This window comes from Myxococcus sp. MH1, assembly GCF_059738865.1.
The window spans coordinates 4,581,882-4,600,781 of sequence record NZ_AP026947.1; the positions used below are offsets into that span (position 1 = coordinate 4,581,882).

10 protein-coding genes are annotated in these 18,900 nt (G+C 71.4%); 7 read left to right on the forward strand and 3 right to left on the reverse strand.

From position 1 onward, the window contains the following. The first annotated feature begins 200 nt into the window (after positions 1–200). The gene (locus tag AC6JA9_RS18425; protein WP_223750048.1) at positions 201–407 is read left to right on the forward strand and encodes a hypothetical protein; all 207 of its coding nucleotides are present in this window, start codon (positions 201–203) and stop codon (positions 405–407) included. 164 nt (positions 408–571) lie between these two features. Here AC6JA9_RS18425 and AC6JA9_RS18430 read toward each other — a convergent pair whose 3' ends face one another. Then, positions 572–5,068 (reverse strand): response regulator, encoded by a 4,497-nt coding sequence (locus AC6JA9_RS18430; protein ID WP_497960315.1) that lies wholly within the window; start codon positions 5,066–5,068, stop codon positions 572–574. A 99-nt stretch (positions 5,069–5,167) separates the two neighbouring features. Beyond that, a complete protein-coding gene (locus AC6JA9_RS18435; protein ID WP_497960316.1) occupies positions 5,168–8,653 on the reverse strand; it encodes a glycosyltransferase family 4 protein in 3,486 nt (1,161 codons plus the stop codon). Positions 8,654–8,786: 133 nt separating this feature from the next. Here AC6JA9_RS18435 and AC6JA9_RS18440 point away from each other — a divergent pair, with 133 nt between their 5' ends. From AC6JA9_RS18440 to AC6JA9_RS18455, 4 genes are all read left to right on the forward strand, one after another. Next, entirely contained in the window at positions 8,787–11,267 is a 2,481-nt protein-coding gene (locus tag AC6JA9_RS18440; RefSeq protein ID WP_497960317.1) for a DUF4912 domain-containing protein, read from the forward strand. A 25-nt stretch (positions 11,268–11,292) separates the two neighbouring features. Next, positions 11,293–12,882 carry a glycoside hydrolase family 57 protein gene (locus AC6JA9_RS18445; RefSeq protein WP_497960318.1) on the forward strand — a complete coding sequence of 530 codons (1,590 nt, stop codon included), beginning with the start codon at positions 11,293–11,295 and terminating at the stop codon, positions 12,880–12,882. A gap of 77 nt (positions 12,883–12,959) precedes the next feature. Then, positions 12,960–14,417 (forward strand): trypsin-like peptidase domain-containing protein, encoded by a 1,458-nt coding sequence (locus AC6JA9_RS18450; RefSeq protein ID WP_223751777.1) that lies wholly within the window; start codon positions 12,960–12,962, stop codon positions 14,415–14,417. Between the two features lie 16 nt (positions 14,418–14,433). Beyond that, entirely contained in the window at positions 14,434–15,027 is a 594-nt protein-coding gene (locus AC6JA9_RS18455; protein WP_408890679.1) for an SGNH/GDSL hydrolase family protein, read from the forward strand. 20 nt (positions 15,028–15,047) lie between these two features. On the opposite strand, the gene AC6JA9_RS18460 is transcribed toward AC6JA9_RS18455, so the two are convergent. Then, entirely contained in the window at positions 15,048–16,973 is a 1,926-nt protein-coding gene (locus AC6JA9_RS18460) for a GGDEF domain-containing protein (RefSeq protein ID WP_223751775.1), read from the reverse strand. A 192-nt stretch (positions 16,974–17,165) separates the two neighbouring features. Here AC6JA9_RS18460 and pgeF point away from each other — a divergent pair, with 192 nt between their 5' ends. Continuing rightward, a complete protein-coding gene (gene pgeF / locus AC6JA9_RS18465; RefSeq protein ID WP_223751774.1) occupies positions 17,166–17,930 on the forward strand; it encodes a peptidoglycan editing factor PgeF in 765 nt (254 codons plus the stop codon). An 84-nt stretch (positions 17,931–18,014) separates the two neighbouring features. After that, on the forward strand, positions 18,015–18,887 hold the full coding sequence (locus AC6JA9_RS18470; RefSeq protein ID WP_223751781.1) for a tetratricopeptide repeat protein: 873 nt from the start codon (positions 18,015–18,017) through the stop codon (positions 18,885–18,887). The last annotated feature ends 13 nt before the right edge of the window (positions 18,888–18,900 follow it).

Below are 18,900 nucleotides of genomic sequence, written 5' to 3' on the forward strand. Positions count from 1 at the left end.
TAACCGAGGGCCTTTCAGGCGACTGCGGCAAAAATGCCAGGATCCTCACCCCCACGTCGCGGCTCTCTTGCCCCGCTGGTCCCCAACCCTGCGGAAAAGGGAGGGAAATTATTTGCGCACCGTGGGCACGCACCGTGCATCTCAGTGACGCAACTCACGAAGGGAAAGCAGCGAGGTCCGTGGTCATGGTGTGGGCGTGGATGAGGATGGTGATGGCGGTGGCGGTGCTCCTGTTGCCGGGAGGCTTCCCGCTGCTGCTGGCGTACATCACGCTGCGGACGCTGATGGCCCGCTGGCGCGAGGCGCAGGCGCAGGCGCACAGCGTGGGCCGTGAGGCCTCCCTCCGCGACGTCCTCGCCTCACTGCACTTCAAGGAGCTGGTGCGCGACGCGCGCGCCGTCCTCTGAGTTTTTCACCCTGGTAGGGCACGGATGTCGCGGCTCCAGGCAAGTCGCTCCCGAAGCCCTCCGGGTCGGCGGACCGCCGGCCTTCCGGTGGATGCCGGGACTCCAGACAGCCAGGGTGACGGGAAGCCGGCGGGGCCGCCCCACGTGAGGCGGCCCCAGGCCCGCTACTTGTCCAGCTCGTCCACCAGGGCCGTCCAGTCGTCATCTTCCTTGGCGGCCTGGGTGGGCAGCTGGATGACCATGGTGCGGTCCGTGGGCTCCGACTCGTCGCCACCCAGCGGGGCGGGGGCGGGAGCGGCCTTCTTCGCGGCGGGCTTCGCGGCGGCCTTGGCGGCCTTGGCGGGAGCGGGGGCCGCGGCCGCGGGGATGACCTGGTTGAGCTGAGGCCGGGTGGCCAGGTCGTCGTCCTCGACGGGCGCCGGGGCCTTGGCGGCCTTGGCGGCGACGGGGGCGGGCGTGGCGGCGGGGGCCTTGCTCTTGTAGCGAGCCAGCTCCAGCTCGGCGACCTTGAGCGCCTTGCTCTTCTCCTGGACGGACTGCTGCAGGCGGGTGACCTCCTGCGTCTTGATGGCCTCGCGCCGCTCGAGCTCCGCCTTCTGCTTGGTGTTGAGCTCCTCGATTTCGCGCAGCTGACGGGCCTCCAGGTCCTTGCGCTCCTTCTGGGCGGTGGCGAGGCGGGCGGCGGCCTCGTTGGCCTTGCCCTCGGCGGCGGCCACCTTGGCGGCCAGGTCCTTCTCCGCGCGGGCCTTGGCGCCCTGCGCGTTCTCCACCGCCAGCTCCAGGTCCTGCACCTTCTTGGTGCGGGTGGCGAGCTGGGCCTGCAGGTCCTTGGCCTTGGCGTCCGCGTCGGCCGCCTTCGCCTGAGCCTCCTGGGTGAGCTGGGCGATGCGCTGCTCGGCCTTGGCCAGCTTCGCCGCCAGCTCGTCGGACGCGCGCTTCGCCTCGGCGCGCTCCTGCTGCCAGGCCTGGGCCGCTTGAGCCTGGGCCGCCTGCGCCTGCTGGAGCTGTCCTGCCAGGCCGTCGCGCTCCTGGGTCAGCTTCTGGTGGCTGGTGCCCGCCGCGCGCAGCTGCTCCTCGCGCTCGCCGAGCGCCTTCTTCGCCAGCTCCAGCTGGTTGTTCAGGCCGGCCATCTGCTGGCCGAGCCCGTCCGCGTGGCGCTTGGCGTCGGTGGCCTGCGTCTGGAGCTTGGTCTCCAGGGCCTTGACCTGCTCGGTGCGGGTGGCGACCTCGCGGTTGAGCACCTCGGCCTGACGCATCTTCTCCTGCGTCACCTGGGTGAGCTTGCGCAGCGTGTCCGAGAGCTCCTTGCCCTTGGTGGCCAGGTCGTTCTGGAGCAGCTCCTCGCGGCGCTGGGACTCCTCGGTGAGGGTGTCCAGGCGCTCCTTGAGGTTCGCGCGGGTGTCCTCCACCTGGGCGAGCTGCGCGGTGAGCTGGGTGACGTCCGCGACGCGGGCGCCCAGCTCGTGCTTGGTGATGGTGAGCTGCTCGCCCAGCTCCTCCGCCTGGTTGCGCGCCTCGTTGAGCTCGCCCTCCAGCGCGGACTGGGTGCTGGCCGCCTGCTGACGGCTGGTGGTGTGCGCCTGCTGCTCGCGCGACAGGGCGTCGCGGGTGGCGGCGAGCTGGCCCTGTACCTGTTCCAGCGTCTGGCTGGTGGCCTCCAGCTCCGAGCGCAGCCCGTCACGCTCGCCGGTGAGCGCCTCGATGGTGGCGCTCGTCTCGGCGGCGAGCTTCTCGTGCGCGGCGCGCTCGGCCTCGTAGTTGCCCAGCGTCTCAGACAGTTCGCCGCGCAGCTGGCCAATCTGGCCGGTGAGCAGCTGCTCCAGCGCGTCCTTGGCCTCGCCCAGGGCCTGGAGCTCGGCGATGCGCTGGTTCCTCTCGCCCGTGGTCCGGGACAGCGAGGCCTGCGTCTCCTGGAGCACGGCGCGCGTCTCGTCCAGCTCCAGCTTGAGCTGATCCCGCTGCGCGGTGGTGGTGCCCAGCTCGTCGCGCGTCTCCTCCAGCGTGTTCTGCGTCTGGGTGAGCGTCTGGCTGGTGGCCTCCAGCTCGCCGCGCGTCTCGGCCAGGCTGCCCTCGGTCTGGGAGAGCGTGCCTTGTGTCTGCGCCAGCTGCTGCTCGGTGCGCGCCAGCGTGTCCTGGGTCTGCGCCAGCGTCTGGCTCGTCGCATCCAGCTCCCCGCGCGTCTCGGAGAGCGACTGCTCCGTGTTGGCGAGCGTCCCCTGGGTCTGCGCGAGCTGCTGTTCGGTCTGCGTGAGCTGCTGCTCGGTCTGAGCGAGCGTCCCTTGGGTCTGCGCCAGCGTCTGGCTGGTGGCGTCCAGCTCGCCGCGCGTCTCGGAGAGCGACTGCTCCGTGGTGGCGAGCGTGTTCTGCGTGTCCGCGAGCTGCTGCTCGGTGCGGGAGAGGGTGTCCTGCGTCTGCGCGAGCGTCTGGCTGGTGGCGTCCAGCTCCCCGCGCGTGGAGGACAGCGCCTCCTCCGTCTGGGCCAGGCGCGTCTGCGTCTCGGACAGCGACTGGCTGGTGGCCTCCAGCTCGCCGCGCGTCTCGGACAGCGACTGCTCGGTGGAGGCGAGGGTGCCCTGCGTGTCCGCGAGCTGCTGCTCGGTCTGCGCGAGCGTGCCCTGCGTCTGTGCCAGCGTCTGGCTGGTGGCCTCCAGGTCTCCGGTCAGCTCGGAGATGCGCTGGTCGCGCGTGGCGACATCACCCTGGAGTCCCTCGATGGTGGACTCGCGCTGGGCGACGGTGTCCTCGAGGGACGCGACGCGGGCCTGGAGCTGCTCGCCCTGGTTCTGGGCCGCCTCGAGCTGCGAGGTGAGGGCCTGGATTTGACCTGTGAGGTCGGCCTCCTGCTCCGCCTTGGCGGCGCGGACCTCTTCGAGCTGGCGGGTGAGGTCCTCCTCCAGCGCGTCCTTGGCGACGCGCAGCGCCTCCAGGCGGCCGGTGAGGTCCTCCTCCAGCGCGTTCTTCGCCTCGGTGAGCGCCTGCAGCTCACCGGTGAGCTCGGCCTCGCGGTCGGCCAGGTGGGTCTTGACGGCCTCGACCTCGCCCTCCAGCTCGCCGATGCGCTCCAGCTGCTGCTGGATGCTGGAGTTGAGGTCCGCCTCGGTGCGCTCGTTGCGGGCGATGGTCTCCGACAGCTCGCGGTCCAACGCCGAGATCTTGGCGTCGCGGTCCTCGATGCGCTGGCTGAGCTCCGCCTCCTGGGCGTCCTTGTCCAGCCGGAGCTGATCCCGCTCGCCGGTGGTGCGCGCGAGGTCCGTCTCGAGATCCGCCACCTGCTGGCTGAGCCTCGCCTCGAGCGCGTCGCGCTCCGCGTTCAGCCGGGTGATCTCCGCGTCGGCGCGGGCGCCGTGCTCCTCGGCGGAGGCGGCGCGCGTCTCCAGGCCGCGCACGGTGGAGTCGCGCTCCTGCTCGGTCTGCTGCAGCCGCTCCTGGAGGGCCTGAATCTCGCCGTCCAGCTCGGCGTAGCGCTGGTCGCGCTCGCTGATGGTGCGGCCCAGCTCCGCCTCGAAGTCGTCACCGCGCTTGCCCAGCCGGGCCTCTTCGGCCTCGTGCGCGCGCACGCTGTCCTGGAGCTTCTGCTCCTTGACCTCGAACTCCAACGTGACGACGTTGAGGTGCTTGTCGAGCTTCTCGTATTCGCCGCGCAGGTGCTCCAGCTCGGCGCCCCGCCGCGCGAGGTCGTCGTCGCGGTTGTGGACCTCCTTGCGCAGCAGGTTGATGTCCTTCTCCTTGGAGGCGACGACCTCGATGAGGTCCTTCTCCGAGGAGAACTTCTGCAGCAGCAGGTCGTCGACGGTGGCGCCGTGCTCGCGCTCCTTCTGGAGCATCGCCTGCTGGGCCTCGTTGAAGCGCCGCAGCAGATCGTCCACCTGCATCTTGAGGCCCTGCAGCTCCACGTCCTTCTCGTGGAGGCGGTCCTCGCCGGAGAGCAGCTCGCGCTCGCGCACGCTCCAGATCTCGGAGAGGCGGGCCAGCTGGGCCTCGCGCGTCTTGAGCTCGTCGCGGAGGATCTGGATCTTCCCCTCCGGCGTGCCCATCAGCTCGCGGCGCGGGGGCGGGCGCTTGAGCTGACGCGACTCGGCGAGCAGCTCCGCCTTGCGGTCGGCGATGGACTGGAAGGCGCGGTCCAGGAAGGCGCGGTCCTCCTCGGTCATCGCGCTGCGGCGCTCGCGCTTGGGGAGCTTGGGCGGGCCGCCGGCGTTGGTGCGGATGCCTGGCATGGGGGGCGGCGCCTCGCGCGGCGCGTTACCGGCGAGCGCGGCGTCGAGCGAGGCGTCCGACTCGTCCTGGCCCGGCGGCATGATGCCCGTGCTCATCGTGGCCAGCTCCCCCATCTCGAAGGGGATGACGAGGTAGCCGTCCGCGGCGCCCGGCGTCTGCCGGTGCTGCGTGAGGCCCTCGACGCCCGTGTCGGAGGAGAGGAGCAGGACCTTGAGGTTCTGGCCCCACTTGCCCTTCTTGATCTGCCCGCACAGCGTGAAACCGGATTGATCCGGAAGCTCGGCCCGAAGGACGACGAGATCCGGTCGGCGCTTCTCCAGCTCGCGCTGCGCATCCGTCGCGGTCGCCGCCATGGCGGTCTGGTAACCCGCGCTCTTGAGCACGGTCGCCATGCTGAGGGCGAAGTCGTTCTGGCTTTCAACGATGAGGACGCGGCGCTCCATGAAGCCCTTTCACCCGTAAAAAGTGCAGTGAAAACCGCGACATCCTACTGGGCGGGAGCGACGCTTGGAAACTTTCCGGAGGGTGCTCGGTTGGCTGCTTCACGAGCTCTTGCCGCGAACGACGCCTGGTGCACGGGGGGCGGAGGGCGTTCGGGATGGATCCGCGTCGTCGTCCCGCCCCGGGAAGGTGGTGGGGGGCGTGTGGCGCGCGAACTGAGTGCCTTCCGGTGGACAGTAGCCGTGGGCGAGCTGGGCGAACCAGGGGTTCAGCGTCGAGGAGAGCGGCTCGGGCGGGGGGCCCTCGTCCTCGTCGGGGATGGGGTCCGCGTCGGCTTCCTGGAGGTCGTCCTCGTCGTCGACGAGCTGGGCGGCGCTGCTGGCGGAGACCTCGGCGTCCTCGACCTCGTCGCTGCTGATTTCGTCCGGTTCATCGTCCAGACGTGGGCGCGAGTGGGGCGGAGTGGGGCCCGCCTCCTCGCCATCCTCGATGGCGTGGGCCTCGTCCTCGGAGATCTCCTCCGGTTCGTCCTCGGCTTCGGGGGACCTGATGGCGGGCAGGCCGGGGCGGGACGCGGAGGTGTCGACGGGCTCCAGTCGAGGGGGCCCGTCGATGGACAAGAGGCGCGGCGGCCGCTGCCGGGGAACGGGCGGCGGGGCGCTGGTGGCGCGAGGGGGGAGGGAGGGGGGCCGGTCGGCGTCGCTGGAGGGGCTGAGGACGGGAGGTCCTCGGTCGGTGTCGGGCGGCGGCAGGTCGCCCAGCAGGGAGGACTTTCCGACGGAAGGGGTGCCGGCTCCCGGGGTGAGGATGGGCGGAGGGCGATCCGGGTCGAGCGCGCTGCCGCGTGATCCGCTGCGCGAGAGGTCGGGCGGCGGGCTGGGACGGACGAGCGGCGGGAGCCGATCCGTCTCACCCGTGCGAGGACGTTCCGGTTCGACGATGCCGGAGGGGCGCGGGGTGTTGCGTTCCGGGTCCGTGGTGTGACCGCGAGCGGCCAGCTCCGGCAGGGCGCTTCGGCCCGAGGGCCGCTCCGAGTCGGGATTCGGGACGCGCACGGAGGCCCGTTCGGGCTCGGGGACCGTCGGAGTGCGCCCGGAGGGCCGTTCCGGGTCGGGGACGGGGGGGCCTCGGACGGAGGGGCGCTCCGCGTCGGGGAGTGGCGTGCCGCGAACCGAGGGGGGCTCGGAGTCAGTTGTCGCGCCCGCGCGCCCCGCGGGACGCTCCGGATCCGGTACGGGCGCACCACGAACCGACGGACGCTCTGAGTCGACTCGCGTCGATCCGCGGTCTCCGTCGGGTGAGCCCTTCGTCTGCGGAGTGAGCGGCGCCATCCGACGCGACGGTGTCTCGACCCGTGCGGACGTGCTCCGACTCGCGAGCACCGAGCGCGCGGGGATGATCGGAGTCGGTGCCGGTGCGTCGTCCTCCGCTCGCGAGGCGAGCGGGCTGCGAACAATGGGCGTGGGCGAGGGCGGCTCGTCGAACGGCAGCGGCGCGGGCGCCTTGACGATGGGGGTGGGCGAGGGCGGCTCGTCGAACGGCAGCGGCGCCGGCGCCCGGACCACCGGCGTCGGCGAGGGCGGCTCCTCCCGCGTCGAATGGCGGCCGTTGGAATACGGCCCCCCGTCCCGCGCCATCGCGCCCCGGTCATCCCTCAACGAGGCCGGCATGCGGATGATGGGCGTGGGGGACGGCGGCTCATCCATCGGAAGCGGAGCCGGCGCGCGAACCACGGGCGTCGGCGACGGAGGCTCCTCGGCGCGCTCATCACGGGCCTCCTTCCCGCCCGGTTCCTCGCGCGACTCGTCGGGGAACCTCGCCGATTGTGACTCCACGGGCGTCGGCGCCGGTGGCTCATCGCCAAGCCGGGGCGTCCCATGCGGCGGGACCTTCGACAGCCGCTCCTCCGTCGCGTCCTCCTCGCGTGCATCCTCGCGACGAGGTGAGGCTTCAGGCGCGTCCTGCTCCGGCTCCTCGGGCTCCGTCGTGCGACGGGGCGTGACCGGTGTCGGATCCGGAGGGATGCCCTGCGCCGTCACCGGCGTGGGCTCGGAAGTCGTCGGGGCAGAGGTCGACGATGCTGCGCCCGGAGTCGACGTCTGCGCGGCGCGCTCACGCAGCGGCAGCCCCATGACGACGGGAGGCTCGATGGGTCGCGCGTCCGGCTCCGTCTTGATGAGCCGCGTATCGAACCCGTCCTCGAGCACCATCCCCATCACCACGGGGGGCTCCTCGGCGGCCACCTCGGACGGGGGCTCGGCGGGCTTCTCCTCGACGGGGTCTCGCTTCGCCGGCTGCGGAATCTTGATGCGCCCGCTGTCGGGCGGCAGCAGCGACGCGAGCCGGCTGGTCGGCGTGCCCGTCACCATCGTCGCCGCGGGCAGGTCATCCTCGCTCCGGCCCGACACGGGGACCGAGCGCTTGTCCAACAGCGAGTCGTAGATATCCAGCAGCTGCCCGCGGATGACCCCCGCGTCGAGCGCCGACTCGGCGTGCTCCCGCGCCCGCTGCCCCAGCTCGATTCGCCGAGGAACGTCGCGCGCCAGCTCGACGATGCGGGCCGCCATCGCCTGGCTGTCGCCGACGGGGAAGAACACCGCCGCGTCCGCCGGGATGAGCTCGCGGCACACCGGCAGGTCGGCGGCGATGATGGGCCGGCCCGCGGCGCAGTACTCGGACACCTTCGCCAGCGGTCCGCCCTGCAGCCGGTTGCGCTCCACATCGTCGAGCGCCAGCACCCCCACGTCCGCCAGCGCCAGCACCTTCGCCACGTCGTCGTGGTGCACCGGCGGCTGGAACTCCACCTGGTCCTTCAGGCCGAGCTCCTTCACCAGCTCGTCCAGGTGCGGCTGCCAGTCCGGGTGCTGCGCGCCCACGAGCGTCAGCCGCACCTCCACCTGCTTCGCCGCCAGCGCCACCGCGCGCAGCAGCGTGGGCAGCCCCTGCCAGCCCACGTGACTGCCCAGGTACATCAGCCGCAGCGGCTCCCCATCCGGAGCGCCCAGCACGTCGGGCGAGAAGGGCCCCAGGTCCACGGGGGCGCGCACGACACGGATGAGCTCCTCGCTCGCGCCGAGGGACTGGATGTACGAGCGCGTCGTCTCGGAGCCGGTGATGATGCGGTCCGCGTTCATCAGGCAGAACAGCTCCTGCCTGCGGACCTTCGACAGGAAGCGCCGGTCGCCCTCCGTCTGCGGGTGCGTGTAGCGCAGCTCCTGGGACGGGAAGGTCTGCGCCTCGTAGATGAGGCGGTAGCCGTAGTCCCCCTTGAGCTCGCACAGCGCGTAGCCCCCGAAGGGGTCCGTGAAGTGCGCGAGCGCATAGTCCTCGCTCTCGAGCTGGCGCCGGACGGCCCGCTCGAAGGCCTGGATTCGCGAGGCGAGGTCCCCCGAGCCTACCGGCACGCGCAGCAGCCGAGCGCCCTGGTACTTCTCGATATGGGAGTGGTCAGGCGTCTTCGCCGATAGCACCACCACAGAGAAGCGGTCGGGCAACGCCTTGAGGTACTCGGTCAAACGGCGTGACGAGCCGGATGGGCCGGGGATGACGTCGAAGCTGCACAGGAGCAGTCTGGGCAGGTCGCTCAAAGCGGGGGCAGAATACCCAGCCGCATCGTGGGTGTCATCGGTTGATGAGAAGCTGAGGGGGTCGGGCGACGAACACAAGCAATGCTGGCACGTTGACCCTCCAGTGCCAGCGACCTAAAGGCGAACGGTGCCTATGGACGACCTCAAGAGCGTCACCGTCGGCTCCCTGCGAGAGCTGGCTCGGAAGCACCTGGGGAGCGGATACAGCAAGCTCAAGAAGGAAGAGTTGATCGCCGCCCTGGCCGCCTTCGTGCCCGCGCTGGCGAAGCTCGCCCGGCTGGCGGGCCTCAGGATTCCCGGGAAGAAGGCCGCCGCGAAGAAGGCCCCGGCTGAAAAAACTCCGGTCCCGGCGAAAATCGCGACCCGACCCGCTCCGCCGGTGAAGGCCGCCGCGGCCAAGGCTCCAGCGCCGGCGTCCAAGACCGCCAGGGCCCGGCCCCCCACGAAGGCGGTGCCCCTGATGAAGACCGCCGCGTCGAAGGCCCCGGCCGTGTCCGCCAAGGTCGAGGCCCCGACGTCTCGCGGTGGCGCCACGAAGGACGCGCTGGCCTCGAAGCGGGCGACTCGGGCGTCCCCGGTGACGGTGGCGAAGGCGCCCGCCGAGTCGAAGCCGAAGCCAGGTCGTTCCCGGGCGGAGGAGCCCTCGGAGCAGGGGAGGGTGTCCGCACCCAAGCGCGTGGCTGCGAAGCGCGCCTCCGAGAAGCCCGGCAGTCCTCCCTCGGCGCGGCCCGCGCAGGTGGTGAACTTTCCGCCCAAGCCTCGAGCGCCTCGTGAACCCGCGAGGGCGGAGGCCGAGGGCTCGGCACCCACGCCTTCGGCGCCGATGGGCGCCCCCGAGTCATCCCAGGCGCCGCCGCCCGCACCTGCTCCCGTCGAGCAGCATCGCGCGGAGCCGGTCATCGAAGGCTTCTTCGTCGCCCGTGTCGCCGGCGAGAGCGAGGCCCGACGTCATCACCTCCAGGAGAAGGTCGAGCACCCGCCCGTGTCCGCGGAGCGAGGCGAGGGACATACCGCCGCGCGGGATGCGCTGCCCTCCGAGTACCAGGACGACACGGTGTTGCTGCTCGCGAGAGACCCGAACACGCTCTTCGCGCTCTGGGACTTCAGCGCCGCGACGCGGACGCGCGCGATGCGTGACCTCGATTCCCCTCGCGCCGTGCTGCGGGTCTTCGACGGAGACGCGCTCGTGCGCGAGCTCGACTGCGTGCTCGAGACGCGCGGTTACTACATCCACGGGCTGCCCTCCGGACGTCTGTACCGCATCGAGGCACACTTCCTCGGGAGCGATGGTCGTTCGCGTAGAATCGGTGGTTCCAGCAACCGGGTTGCACTTCCTCCGGCGGGCGTGTCGACCGACACCTCCGTGCGGTTCATGCGTCGCCCGGTCCCCGTGGAGCCCGAGGCGCCTCCCGTTCCCAGGCGCCAGGTGCCTCCGGTGGAGGAGCGCGAGTACGTCACGTGGCATCGCGTGGAGCTGCCAGGAAGCGCGGGGATGAAGGACATCTCCGTCGTCCACCGCGAGCGCTTCGACGTCGAGGGTGTGCTTCCAGGTGAATCCTCGGGCCCGCACCTCGCCGGCATCGGACGCGCGCCGGGAGCCTCGGATCAGCGTTACGTCGCCTCGCAGCGCTACCTCGAAGCCCAGGCTCGGATGGCCGGGGCCTCGGACATGCGCTACGCGGAGCAGCCGCCCCTCGCGCCTCCCGCGCCGCGCACGCTCGTGTATCTCGAAGTGGGGCCGCCGCGGGCTCCGGGGGCTTCGGACCAGCGATATCAATCGCCCTCGGTGGGTAGGCTCGAAGGCGCCCGTCCACCCGTCGAAGGTCCTCGCCCCACGTATGCGTATCTGGAGGTCGGTCGAGCTCCTGGCGCATCGGACATGCGCTACGTCGACGTCGCGGGTGGCACCGCGCCACCGTCGCCGTCCGACCGGAGATACTTCGAATCGCCCCCGCGTGCTCCGGGCGCATCGGACATGCGGTACTTCGATGCCTCCGCGCAGGTTCCGGGGGCGTCTGGCTGGCGCTATCTGGAGTCACCTCCGAGAGCCTCGGGTGCATCGGATTGGGCCTACAGCGACGCCGCGGGCTGGCAGTACCTCGTGTCACCTCCACGCGCGCTGACCAGCTCGGACTTCATGCCCCTCGCGTCGCCCGTGGTCGTTGCGGGGCCGCGTCATGGCGATGTGGCGGCGTCCCGCCACGTCGAGCCCAGCCCGCGAGCCTTCGAGGCCTCGGACCTGCGCTATGGGGACACGTCCTCGCGCGAGGGCCCGGACCTTCACCAGGGCCCTGGGGTGTCTGGTGCGGCCACACCGGCGAACAGCGAGGCGCCACGAGGTACCCGAGAGCTCCCCGGCGCAGGGACGCCCACCTCGCCGGAGTCCGGCTACTTCGAGGCACGCCCACGAGAGACTCGCGAGCCCGCGCCGCCGCGACACGACGAGCCCGCGTCGGTCATCCCCGTGTCGGGCTTCTTCGACGCGCCTCCCGGGTCGTCGGACGCCAGGGACCGCGCCGCCTCCGAGCGCGTCCTGGAGGTCAGGAGTCCTCCACCCGCTGTCTCGAACGAGCCCTCGCATCGGAAGCCGCCCTCGGGCGGCGGCCGCTCGTGAACCTCCACGGACCTCCCGACCGACCATGAGCCTGGGCTCCCTTTCTCTCGTCCTCCACGCGCACCTGCCGTTCGTCCGTCATCCCGAGCACGAGGACTTCCTCGAGGAGGACTGGCTCTACGAGGCCATCTCCGAGACCTACCTCCCGCTGCTGCTCGCGTTCGATTCCCTGGCGGAGGATGGAGTCCCGTTCCGCCTGGCGATGACGCTGTCGCCCACGCTCGTCACCATGCTGCGCGACGAGCTGTTGATGAAGCGCTACGCGAGGAAGCTCGAGCAGCTGTGTGAGCTGGGCGAGCGCGAGGTCCATCGCACGAGGACCGACGCCACCTTCGGTCCCCTGGCGCGCTTCCATCGCGACCACTTCGAGTCGCTGCGCCGCGCCTTCCATGACCGCTACCGGGGAGACCTCGTCTCCGCGTTCCGCCGACTCCAGGACGCGGGCCACCTGGACATCCTCACGTGCAACGCGACCCACGGCTTCCTGCCGCTGATGCAGCAGGTGCCCGAGGCCGTGCGCGCGCAGGTGTCGGTCGCCGCCAACCACTACCGGCAGAACTTCGGGAAGGACCCCGCGGGCATCTGGCTGGCCGAGTGCGGCTACTTCCCGGGCCTGGAGCGCGTGCTCGCCGCCGAGCGCATCCGGTACTTCTTCGTCGACACGCACGGCCTCACGGACGCCACGCCGCGTCCGCTCCACGGGCCCTACGCGCCCATCTTCACCGAGGCCGGCGTCGCCGCGTACGCGAGAGACCCCGAGAGCAGTCAGCAGGTCTGGAGCTCCGAGTACGGCTACCCCGGCGACCCCGAGTACCGCGAGTTCTACCGGGACATCGGCTGGGACCTGGAGCTGGACTACATCCGCCCGTACATCCAACCCACGGGGGACCGGAAGAACACGGGCTTCAAGTACTACCGCATCACCGGCAAGACGAACGACAAGCAGCCCTATGACCCCGCGCGCGCCCGCGCACGCGCCGAGGTCCACGCCGGCAACTTCCTCTTCAACCGGCAGCGGCAGCTCGAGTACCTCGCCTCGCGGCTCGGGGGCCGCAAGCCCGTGGTGGTGGCCCCGTACGACGCGGAGCTCTTCGGCCACTGGTGGTTCGAGGGGCCGTGGTTCCTCGAGTCCTTCATCCGTCAGGCCGCGCGCGCCCGGTCCACCTTCGACCTGGTGACGCCGGCGGACGACCTGCGAGACCACCCCGAGAACCAGGTGGCCACGCCGCCGATGTCCTCGTGGGGCGCGGGCGGCTACGCGCACATGTGGCTGGACGACAGCAACGACTGGGTCTACCGCCACCTGAACCACTGCGCGCGGAAGATGGTGGAGCTGGCCCGGGACTTCCGGGAGGCCACCGATTCGCAGCGCCGCGCGCTCAACCAGGCCGCTCGCGAGCTGCTTCTCGCCCAGAGCTCCGACTGGGCCTTCATCATGAAGACGGGCACCATGGTGGACTACGCCAAGCGCCGCACCCAGGAGCACGTGCGCCACTTCCTCCGCCTGCACGACGAGCTCCGCGCGGGTACCCTGGACGAGCCCTGGCTCACAGGGCTGGAGGCGCGCGACAACGTCTTCCCGGAGCTGGACTACCGCCTCTACCAGCCCGGCTGACACCACGTTCCGCTGGATGACCGCCCACAGGCCGTTTCGCTTGCGGGACCGCATTTCGGCTTTAGCTTGGGGTGCATATGAACCGTTCTCCCGTCATGTTCCGCAGGGCCCTGGTCGGCGCGCTCCTGCTCGCCGTCCCGTCGGTCTCCTGGGCCCAGGCTCCGGCGCAGACCGCGCCGGGCAACCTCCAGCCCGCGACGCGGGAGGCGCAGGCGCTGCCGTCGCTGGCTCCGCTGGTGGAGTCGGTGAAGTCCGCCGTCGTCAACGTGGACGTGCAGGCGCGCGGGGGCGGCGGTCCCCGGGGCATGGGCGGTGGCATGGATGACAACCCGCTCTTCGACCGCTTCTTCGGCGGCGGGAGGGGCGGGCGGGAGCCGCTGCGCCAGGGCGCGGGCTCGGGGTTCATCATCGAGCCGACGGGCATCGTCCTCACGAACAACCACGTGGTGGAGGGCGCCGTCTCCATCACCGTGCGCCTGGATGACGGGCGCTCGTTCGCCGGCACCGTGGTGGGCAGGGATCCGCTGACGGACGTCGCGCTGGTGAAGCTCAAGGACAAGGTGGAGGGGCTGCCCACGGTGAAGCTGGGCGACTCGGACGCGCTGCGCGTGGGGGACTGGGTGGTCGCCATCGGCAACCCGTTCGGCCTGGCCTCCAGCGTCAGCCTGGGCATCGTCTCGGCGCGCGCCCGCGACATCGGCGCGAGCCAGTACGACGAGTTCCTCCAGACGGATGCCGCCATCAACCCGGGCAACTCCGGTGGTCCGCTGTTCAACATGAAGGGCGAGGTCGTCGGCATCAACACGGCCATCGTCGGCGGTGGCACCGGCATCGGCTTCGCGGTGCCCAGCAACCTGGTGAAGGCGCTGGTGCCGCAGCTGGAGAAGGACGGCTCCGTCACGCGCGCGTGGCTGGGCGTCGGCATCCAGGATTTGACGCGCGACCTGGCGGGCGCGCTCAAGCTGCCCGTCACCGAGGGCGCCATCCTCACGCAGGTGAACCCGGGCTCTCCCGCGGCGAAGGCGGGGCTGAAGTCCGACGACGTCGTCACCGCCATCGACGGGCAGCAGGTGACGTCCAGCGGCCAGCTCACGCGCACGGTGGCGCTCAAGCGGCCGGGCAGCACGTCCACGCTGACGGTGTTCCGCGAGGGCAAGAAGCAGGACGTGAAGGTGACGCTCGGCACGCGGCCGGACCTGGAGGGCGTGGCCGCGCGCAAGCAGGAGGGGGACGAGTCGCAGGAGAGCTCCCGCCGCGTGGGCGTCAGCCTGCAGAACCTGGATGCGCGCACGGCGCAGCAGGCGGGCTTCACGGACCGCCAGGGCGCGCTCATCACCGACGTGGTGCCGGGCTCTCCCGCGGACCGCGCGCAGCTCGAGGCGGGCATGGTGGTGGTGGAGGTCAATCGCAAGCCGGTGGCCCGGGCGGATGACCTGGCCAAGGCGATTCGCGCCGCGCCCGCGGGCAGCACGCTGCTGCTGCGCGTGACGGGGCCGGGTGGTGGCCGCCTGCTGCGCGCGCTGCGCGTGCCGTAGCGGAGGGATGGCGCACATGAGCGTCAACTACGTCGCGCTCGGAGACAGCACGGCGATGGGCGTGGGCGCGACGCGGGGAGGGGGCTATCCAGAGCGCCTCGCCTCGCGGTTGCGCGGCGATGGCCTGTCACTCGGCTTGACGAACCTGGGCGTCAGCGGCGCGCGCATCCGGGATGTCTTCACCGGCCAGGTCAAGGCGGCGGTGGCCGCGCAGCCGACGCTGGTGACCCTGGGCGTGGGCACCAACGACATCTGGCGCGGCACCTCGCTGGAGGACTTCCGCGAGGACCTGGAGCGGATCGCTCGCAGGCTCAAGCAGACCGGCGCGCCGCTCGTGCTGGTGAACATCGCGGACATGGCGCTGGCGCCGATTGCGCGGATGGTGCCGAGCACCCTCTACGAGGGCCGCATCGAGCCCTTCAATGCCGCCATCGCCGAGGTGGCGCGCGCGGAAGGGCTGCACCTGGTGGACCTGCACTCGGCCAGCCGGGAGATGTTCCCGCGCTCGGCGCACTTCTTCTCGCAGGACGGGTTCCATCCCTCGGATGAGGGCTACGAGGAGTGGGCGGACCTGATGCTGCCCACGGTGCGCACGCTCGTGTCGCGCTGAAGCGGTGGGGTACCCCGGTTTCAGGCCTTGGCCACGCCACCGGGAGGCGTCGACGCGGCGGCCTCCGCGGGAGGCGCGTGGGGGCCGCGCTCACGGCCGGGGTGGATCTCCATCCCCACCTCGAACGCCGTGCTGCGGTTGCGGCCCGTGCGCTTGCTGCAATAGAGGGCCGCGTCCGCGCTGTCGACCAGGCCCTCCTGCGTGGAGGCGTCGCTGGGGAAGTGGGACACGCCGACGGAGACGGTGACGTGTCCTCCGGGCAGCCCCGGCTGCGAGAGCACCAGGTGCTCCGCCACCGCGCGCCGCAGCTTCTCCGCCACGTCCATGGCGTCCTGCTTGGTCGTCTGTGGCAGCAGCAGGACGAACTCCTCGCCGCCGTAGCGCGCCAGCGTGTCCACCTTGCGCACGCGCGTGCGCAGGATGTCGCAGACGCGGCGGAGCGTCTCGTCGCCCACGCGGTGGCCCGCGAGGTCATTGAGGCGCTTGAAGTGGTCCACGTCCACCATGAGCAGCGCCAGCGGCGTGCCGAAGCGCTGCGCCCGCGCCAGCTCCAGCTCCATGCGCTGGAACAGGTGGCGCCGGTTGGGGACCCCCGTCAGCGGGTCCGTCATGGTGAGCTTCACCGTCTCCGCGTGCAGCCGCGCGTTCTTCACCGCGGCCGCGGCGATGTCCGCCACGGCGGTGAGCAGCTCGATTTCGCCTGCGGAGAAGCTGGCGATGTGCGGCCGCTGGAAGTTCACCACGCCCAGGAGCGTGCCCGCGTGCACCATGGGCACCGCCAGCAGCGCGCCCGTGTTCAGCGCGTCCGCCGACAGTCCGCGGCGCGCGAAGATGCTCGTCGGGTCCGCCACGTCCGGCAGGTACACCGCCTTGTGCGTCTGCGCCGCGCGTCCACACGCGCCCTCGCCCAGGGCGAAGGTGAGGCCCTCGGAGCCACGGTGCTCCGGCCACGCCTGCCGCACCTCCAGCGCGCCCTCCGGGTTGAGGAGCATGATGGAGAACTCGGGGATCTGCAGCCGCTCCACCACCAGCCGGGTGACGCCGTCGAGCAGCTCGTCCAGCTCCAGCGTGTCGTTGAGCGAGCGCGTGATGTCGAACAGCAACGACAGCTCCCGCAGGCGGTCCTCGAGCTCGTCCTTGAGCGCGAGCTTCTCCTTCACCAGCTCCAGATCTCGGTGGGTGTCGATCTCCTCCGCCTTCATGGCGGTGAGCCGCGCGAGCATCTGGTTGAAGGCGGCGCCCAGCCGGGCGATTTCATCCGTGCCGCGCACGTCCGCGCGCACCAGCAGGTCTCCGGCCTCCGCGCGCCCCATCGCCGCGCTCAGCCGACGCAGCGGCCGCGTGAGGTTGAAGTGCAGCGAGAGCGCGATGACCAGCGCGAGCAGGATGGCGAACAGCGCCATGGACGCCAGCGCGCCGCCGAACACGTGCGTGAGCTGCTGGTGCAGCGCGGGCTCCAACATCCGCATCTGCAGCACGCTCTCGCCAGGGACCTCACCGCGCGTGTGACAGCCGCCGCACTCCGGTCCGCCCAGGGGACGTACCACCTCGGTGACGCCGTCCGCCGAGCGCGCCGTCTCCGGCCCGGGGCGGGTGAGTCGCTCGGCCTCGCGGTGCCGGGTGCCCACCTCGGACGGGTTGCGAGACCAGCGGATGATGCCGTCCGCCGTCAGCACGCGCACGTCCTCGACCGAGCGGAACAGCCGCGTGTCCGAGTGCAGCACCTCCGTCACCGCCCCGTGCGCCGCGGCGCCAGGAGGCTGCGGAAGCAGGAAGGTGGAGGCGACGAACTCCGCGAGCGCGAGCGACTCCACCTGCGTGGCGTCCTGCACCGCCACCCGGGCCTCGCGCCAGAAGTGACCGACCCCCAGCAGCGCCACCACCAGTCCCGGCAGAGCGATGCTCCAGAGGAGCTTCCGGCCTACGGTGTCGGGACCCAGGGGCATGGCGCGTTCGCGTCACTTCGTTCGAAAAGACGACACTCGTTTCACGAAGAGTCCGCGGAATTGTCAATGGGCTGACGCGGACTGTCAAACGTACTTCCATGGGAAATTTATCATTCCGTTGGCGCATCCGGCTGGCGCGAGCCGACGTCCGCGTGCGTCGCGCGGGGAGGGGAGGTTAGAAGAGGCTTCCCCATGTCGATTGAGTTGCTGACGTCCCGACTGCTTCCAGTCCCTCACGGCTTCGCGACGCGCGCGGGGGGAGTGTCCGAAGGCCCGTTCTCCTCGCTGAACCTGGGTTTCTCCACCGGAGACGCGCGCGAGAAGGTGGAGGAGAACCTGCGCCGGCTCGCGGGCGCGGCGGGTGCTCCGCTGGGCGCGCTGTCCCGCGTGTCACAAGTGCATGGCGACGTGGTGCTGGAGGCGCGCGTCGAGCAGGTGGACGAAGCACTGCGGCCGGTGGAGGGCGAGGCGGACGCGCTGTGGACACAAGTCCCTGGCACCTGGGTGGCGGTGGGGACGGCGGACTGTGTGCCGGTGGTGCTGGTGGACCCGGACGGGCGGCGCGTGGCGGCGATCCACTCGGGGTGGAAGGGGACGGACCTGGTCATCAGCGCGCGCGCCGTGGAGGCGCTGGTGGCGCGGGGGGCCCGGCCGGAGCGGTTGCTCGCGGCGGTGGGGCCTTCCATCCAGCGCTGCTGCTACGAGGTGTCGCAGGAGCTGGGGCAGCGCTTCACGCAGCGCTTCGGCGCGGACGTCGTGGAGGTGGAACGCTCCGGCCGCGTCCGGCTGGACCTGAGCCGGGCGGTGCGGAGGTCGCTGGTGGGCGCGGGGCTGCGGCCGGAGCACGTGGACGTGCTACAGGCCTGTACCGCCTGTGAGCCCTCGCGGTTCTTCTCCCACCGCCGTGACGCGGGGCGCACCGGACGGCACCTGAACCTGGTGGTGAACCGGTTCTAGGGGCGGCTTCCGGCCGTTTTCTTGACGCTCTTGGACGTGCCTTCCTATCCTCGCGGGGGAATTCCCTTGCGTCCATCGAGGCCCGTGCTCGCGCGCTCCGTCATCTTCCGCCTGCTCGTCGCCGCGCCGCTGTGCGCGCTGTGCGCCTGTGCCAACAACGCCGCCTCCCAGGCGGACGTCGGGGCGCTGACGGCCGAGGTGCGCGCGCTGCGTGAGTCGCAGTCCCGGCTGGTGGAGCGGTTGGAGCGCCTGGAGGCCCATGCCGCGGTGGACCGCGCGCGCACGGCTCCCAGCGCGGCCCGGCCCGCTTCCTCCGCGACGGTGCCCGTCACGGCGGTGGAGTCGGGTGGGGCGCTGATGTCCACGCCGGAGCTGTCCGTGGTGAAGCTCAAGCCGCGCTTCGAGCCCGCGCCCAAGCTGAACACGCAGGTGGCGGTGGTGGAGCCGGACTCCGAGCAGATGGAGATGTTCATCAGCCCGGTGGGCGAGGACTCCGCGCCCGTGGCCGCCATCTCCTCCTCGGGCGGCGCCACCCTGGTGAGCACGCGGGGCGAGGACCCCGCGGACCAGCCGGACCCGGACGTGCTCGACGCGGACTACGAGAAGTACGTGTCCATGCTGCGCACCGGCAACGTGGAGGGGGGCGTGCAGCGCCTGCGCCGCTTCTCCGAGGAGAACCCCCGCCACCCGCGCGCGGACAACGCGCTGTACTTCAGCGGGCTGGGGCAGATGGGGCTCAACGACTTCAAGGACGCCGCCAGCACGTTCGAGCGGCTGATCGCCACCTATCCCGCCGGGGACGCCGTGTTGGACGGCATGCTCCGGCTCGCCGAGTGTCGGGTGCGGCTCAACCAGGCCGCGGATGCCCGGGCTCTCTACACGCGCGTCGTCACCCAGTTCCCGGGGACGGCCGCCGCCACGCAGGCGGAGCAGCGGCTCGCCGCGCTCTCGCAGTGAAGTCTTCATCGAA

Excerpts from the sequence above, each read along its gene's own strand:
- AC6JA9_RS18425 (WP_223750048.1), top strand. The coding sequence starts at position 201 with ATGAGGATGGTGATGGCGGTGGCGGTGCTCCTGTTGCCGGGAGGCTTC.
- AC6JA9_RS18430 (WP_497960315.1), bottom strand. The coding sequence starts at position 5,068 with ATGGAGCGCCGCGTCCTCATCGTTGAAAGCCAGAACGACTTCGCCCTC.
- AC6JA9_RS18440 (WP_497960317.1), top strand. The coding sequence starts at position 8,787 with ATGGACGACCTCAAGAGCGTCACCGTCGGCTCCCTGCGAGAGCTGGCT.
- AC6JA9_RS18445 (WP_497960318.1), top strand. The coding sequence starts at position 11,293 with ATGAGCCTGGGCTCCCTTTCTCTCGTCCTCCACGCGCACCTGCCGTTC.
- AC6JA9_RS18450 (WP_223751777.1), top strand. The coding sequence starts at position 12,960 with ATGAACCGTTCTCCCGTCATGTTCCGCAGGGCCCTGGTCGGCGCGCTC.
- AC6JA9_RS18455 (WP_408890679.1), top strand. The coding sequence starts at position 14,434 with ATGAGCGTCAACTACGTCGCGCTCGGAGACAGCACGGCGATGGGCGTG.
- AC6JA9_RS18460 (WP_223751775.1), bottom strand. The coding sequence starts at position 16,973 with ATGCCCCTGGGTCCCGACACCGTAGGCCGGAAGCTCCTCTGGAGCATC.
- pgeF (WP_223751774.1), top strand. The coding sequence starts at position 17,166 with ATGTCGATTGAGTTGCTGACGTCCCGACTGCTTCCAGTCCCTCACGGC.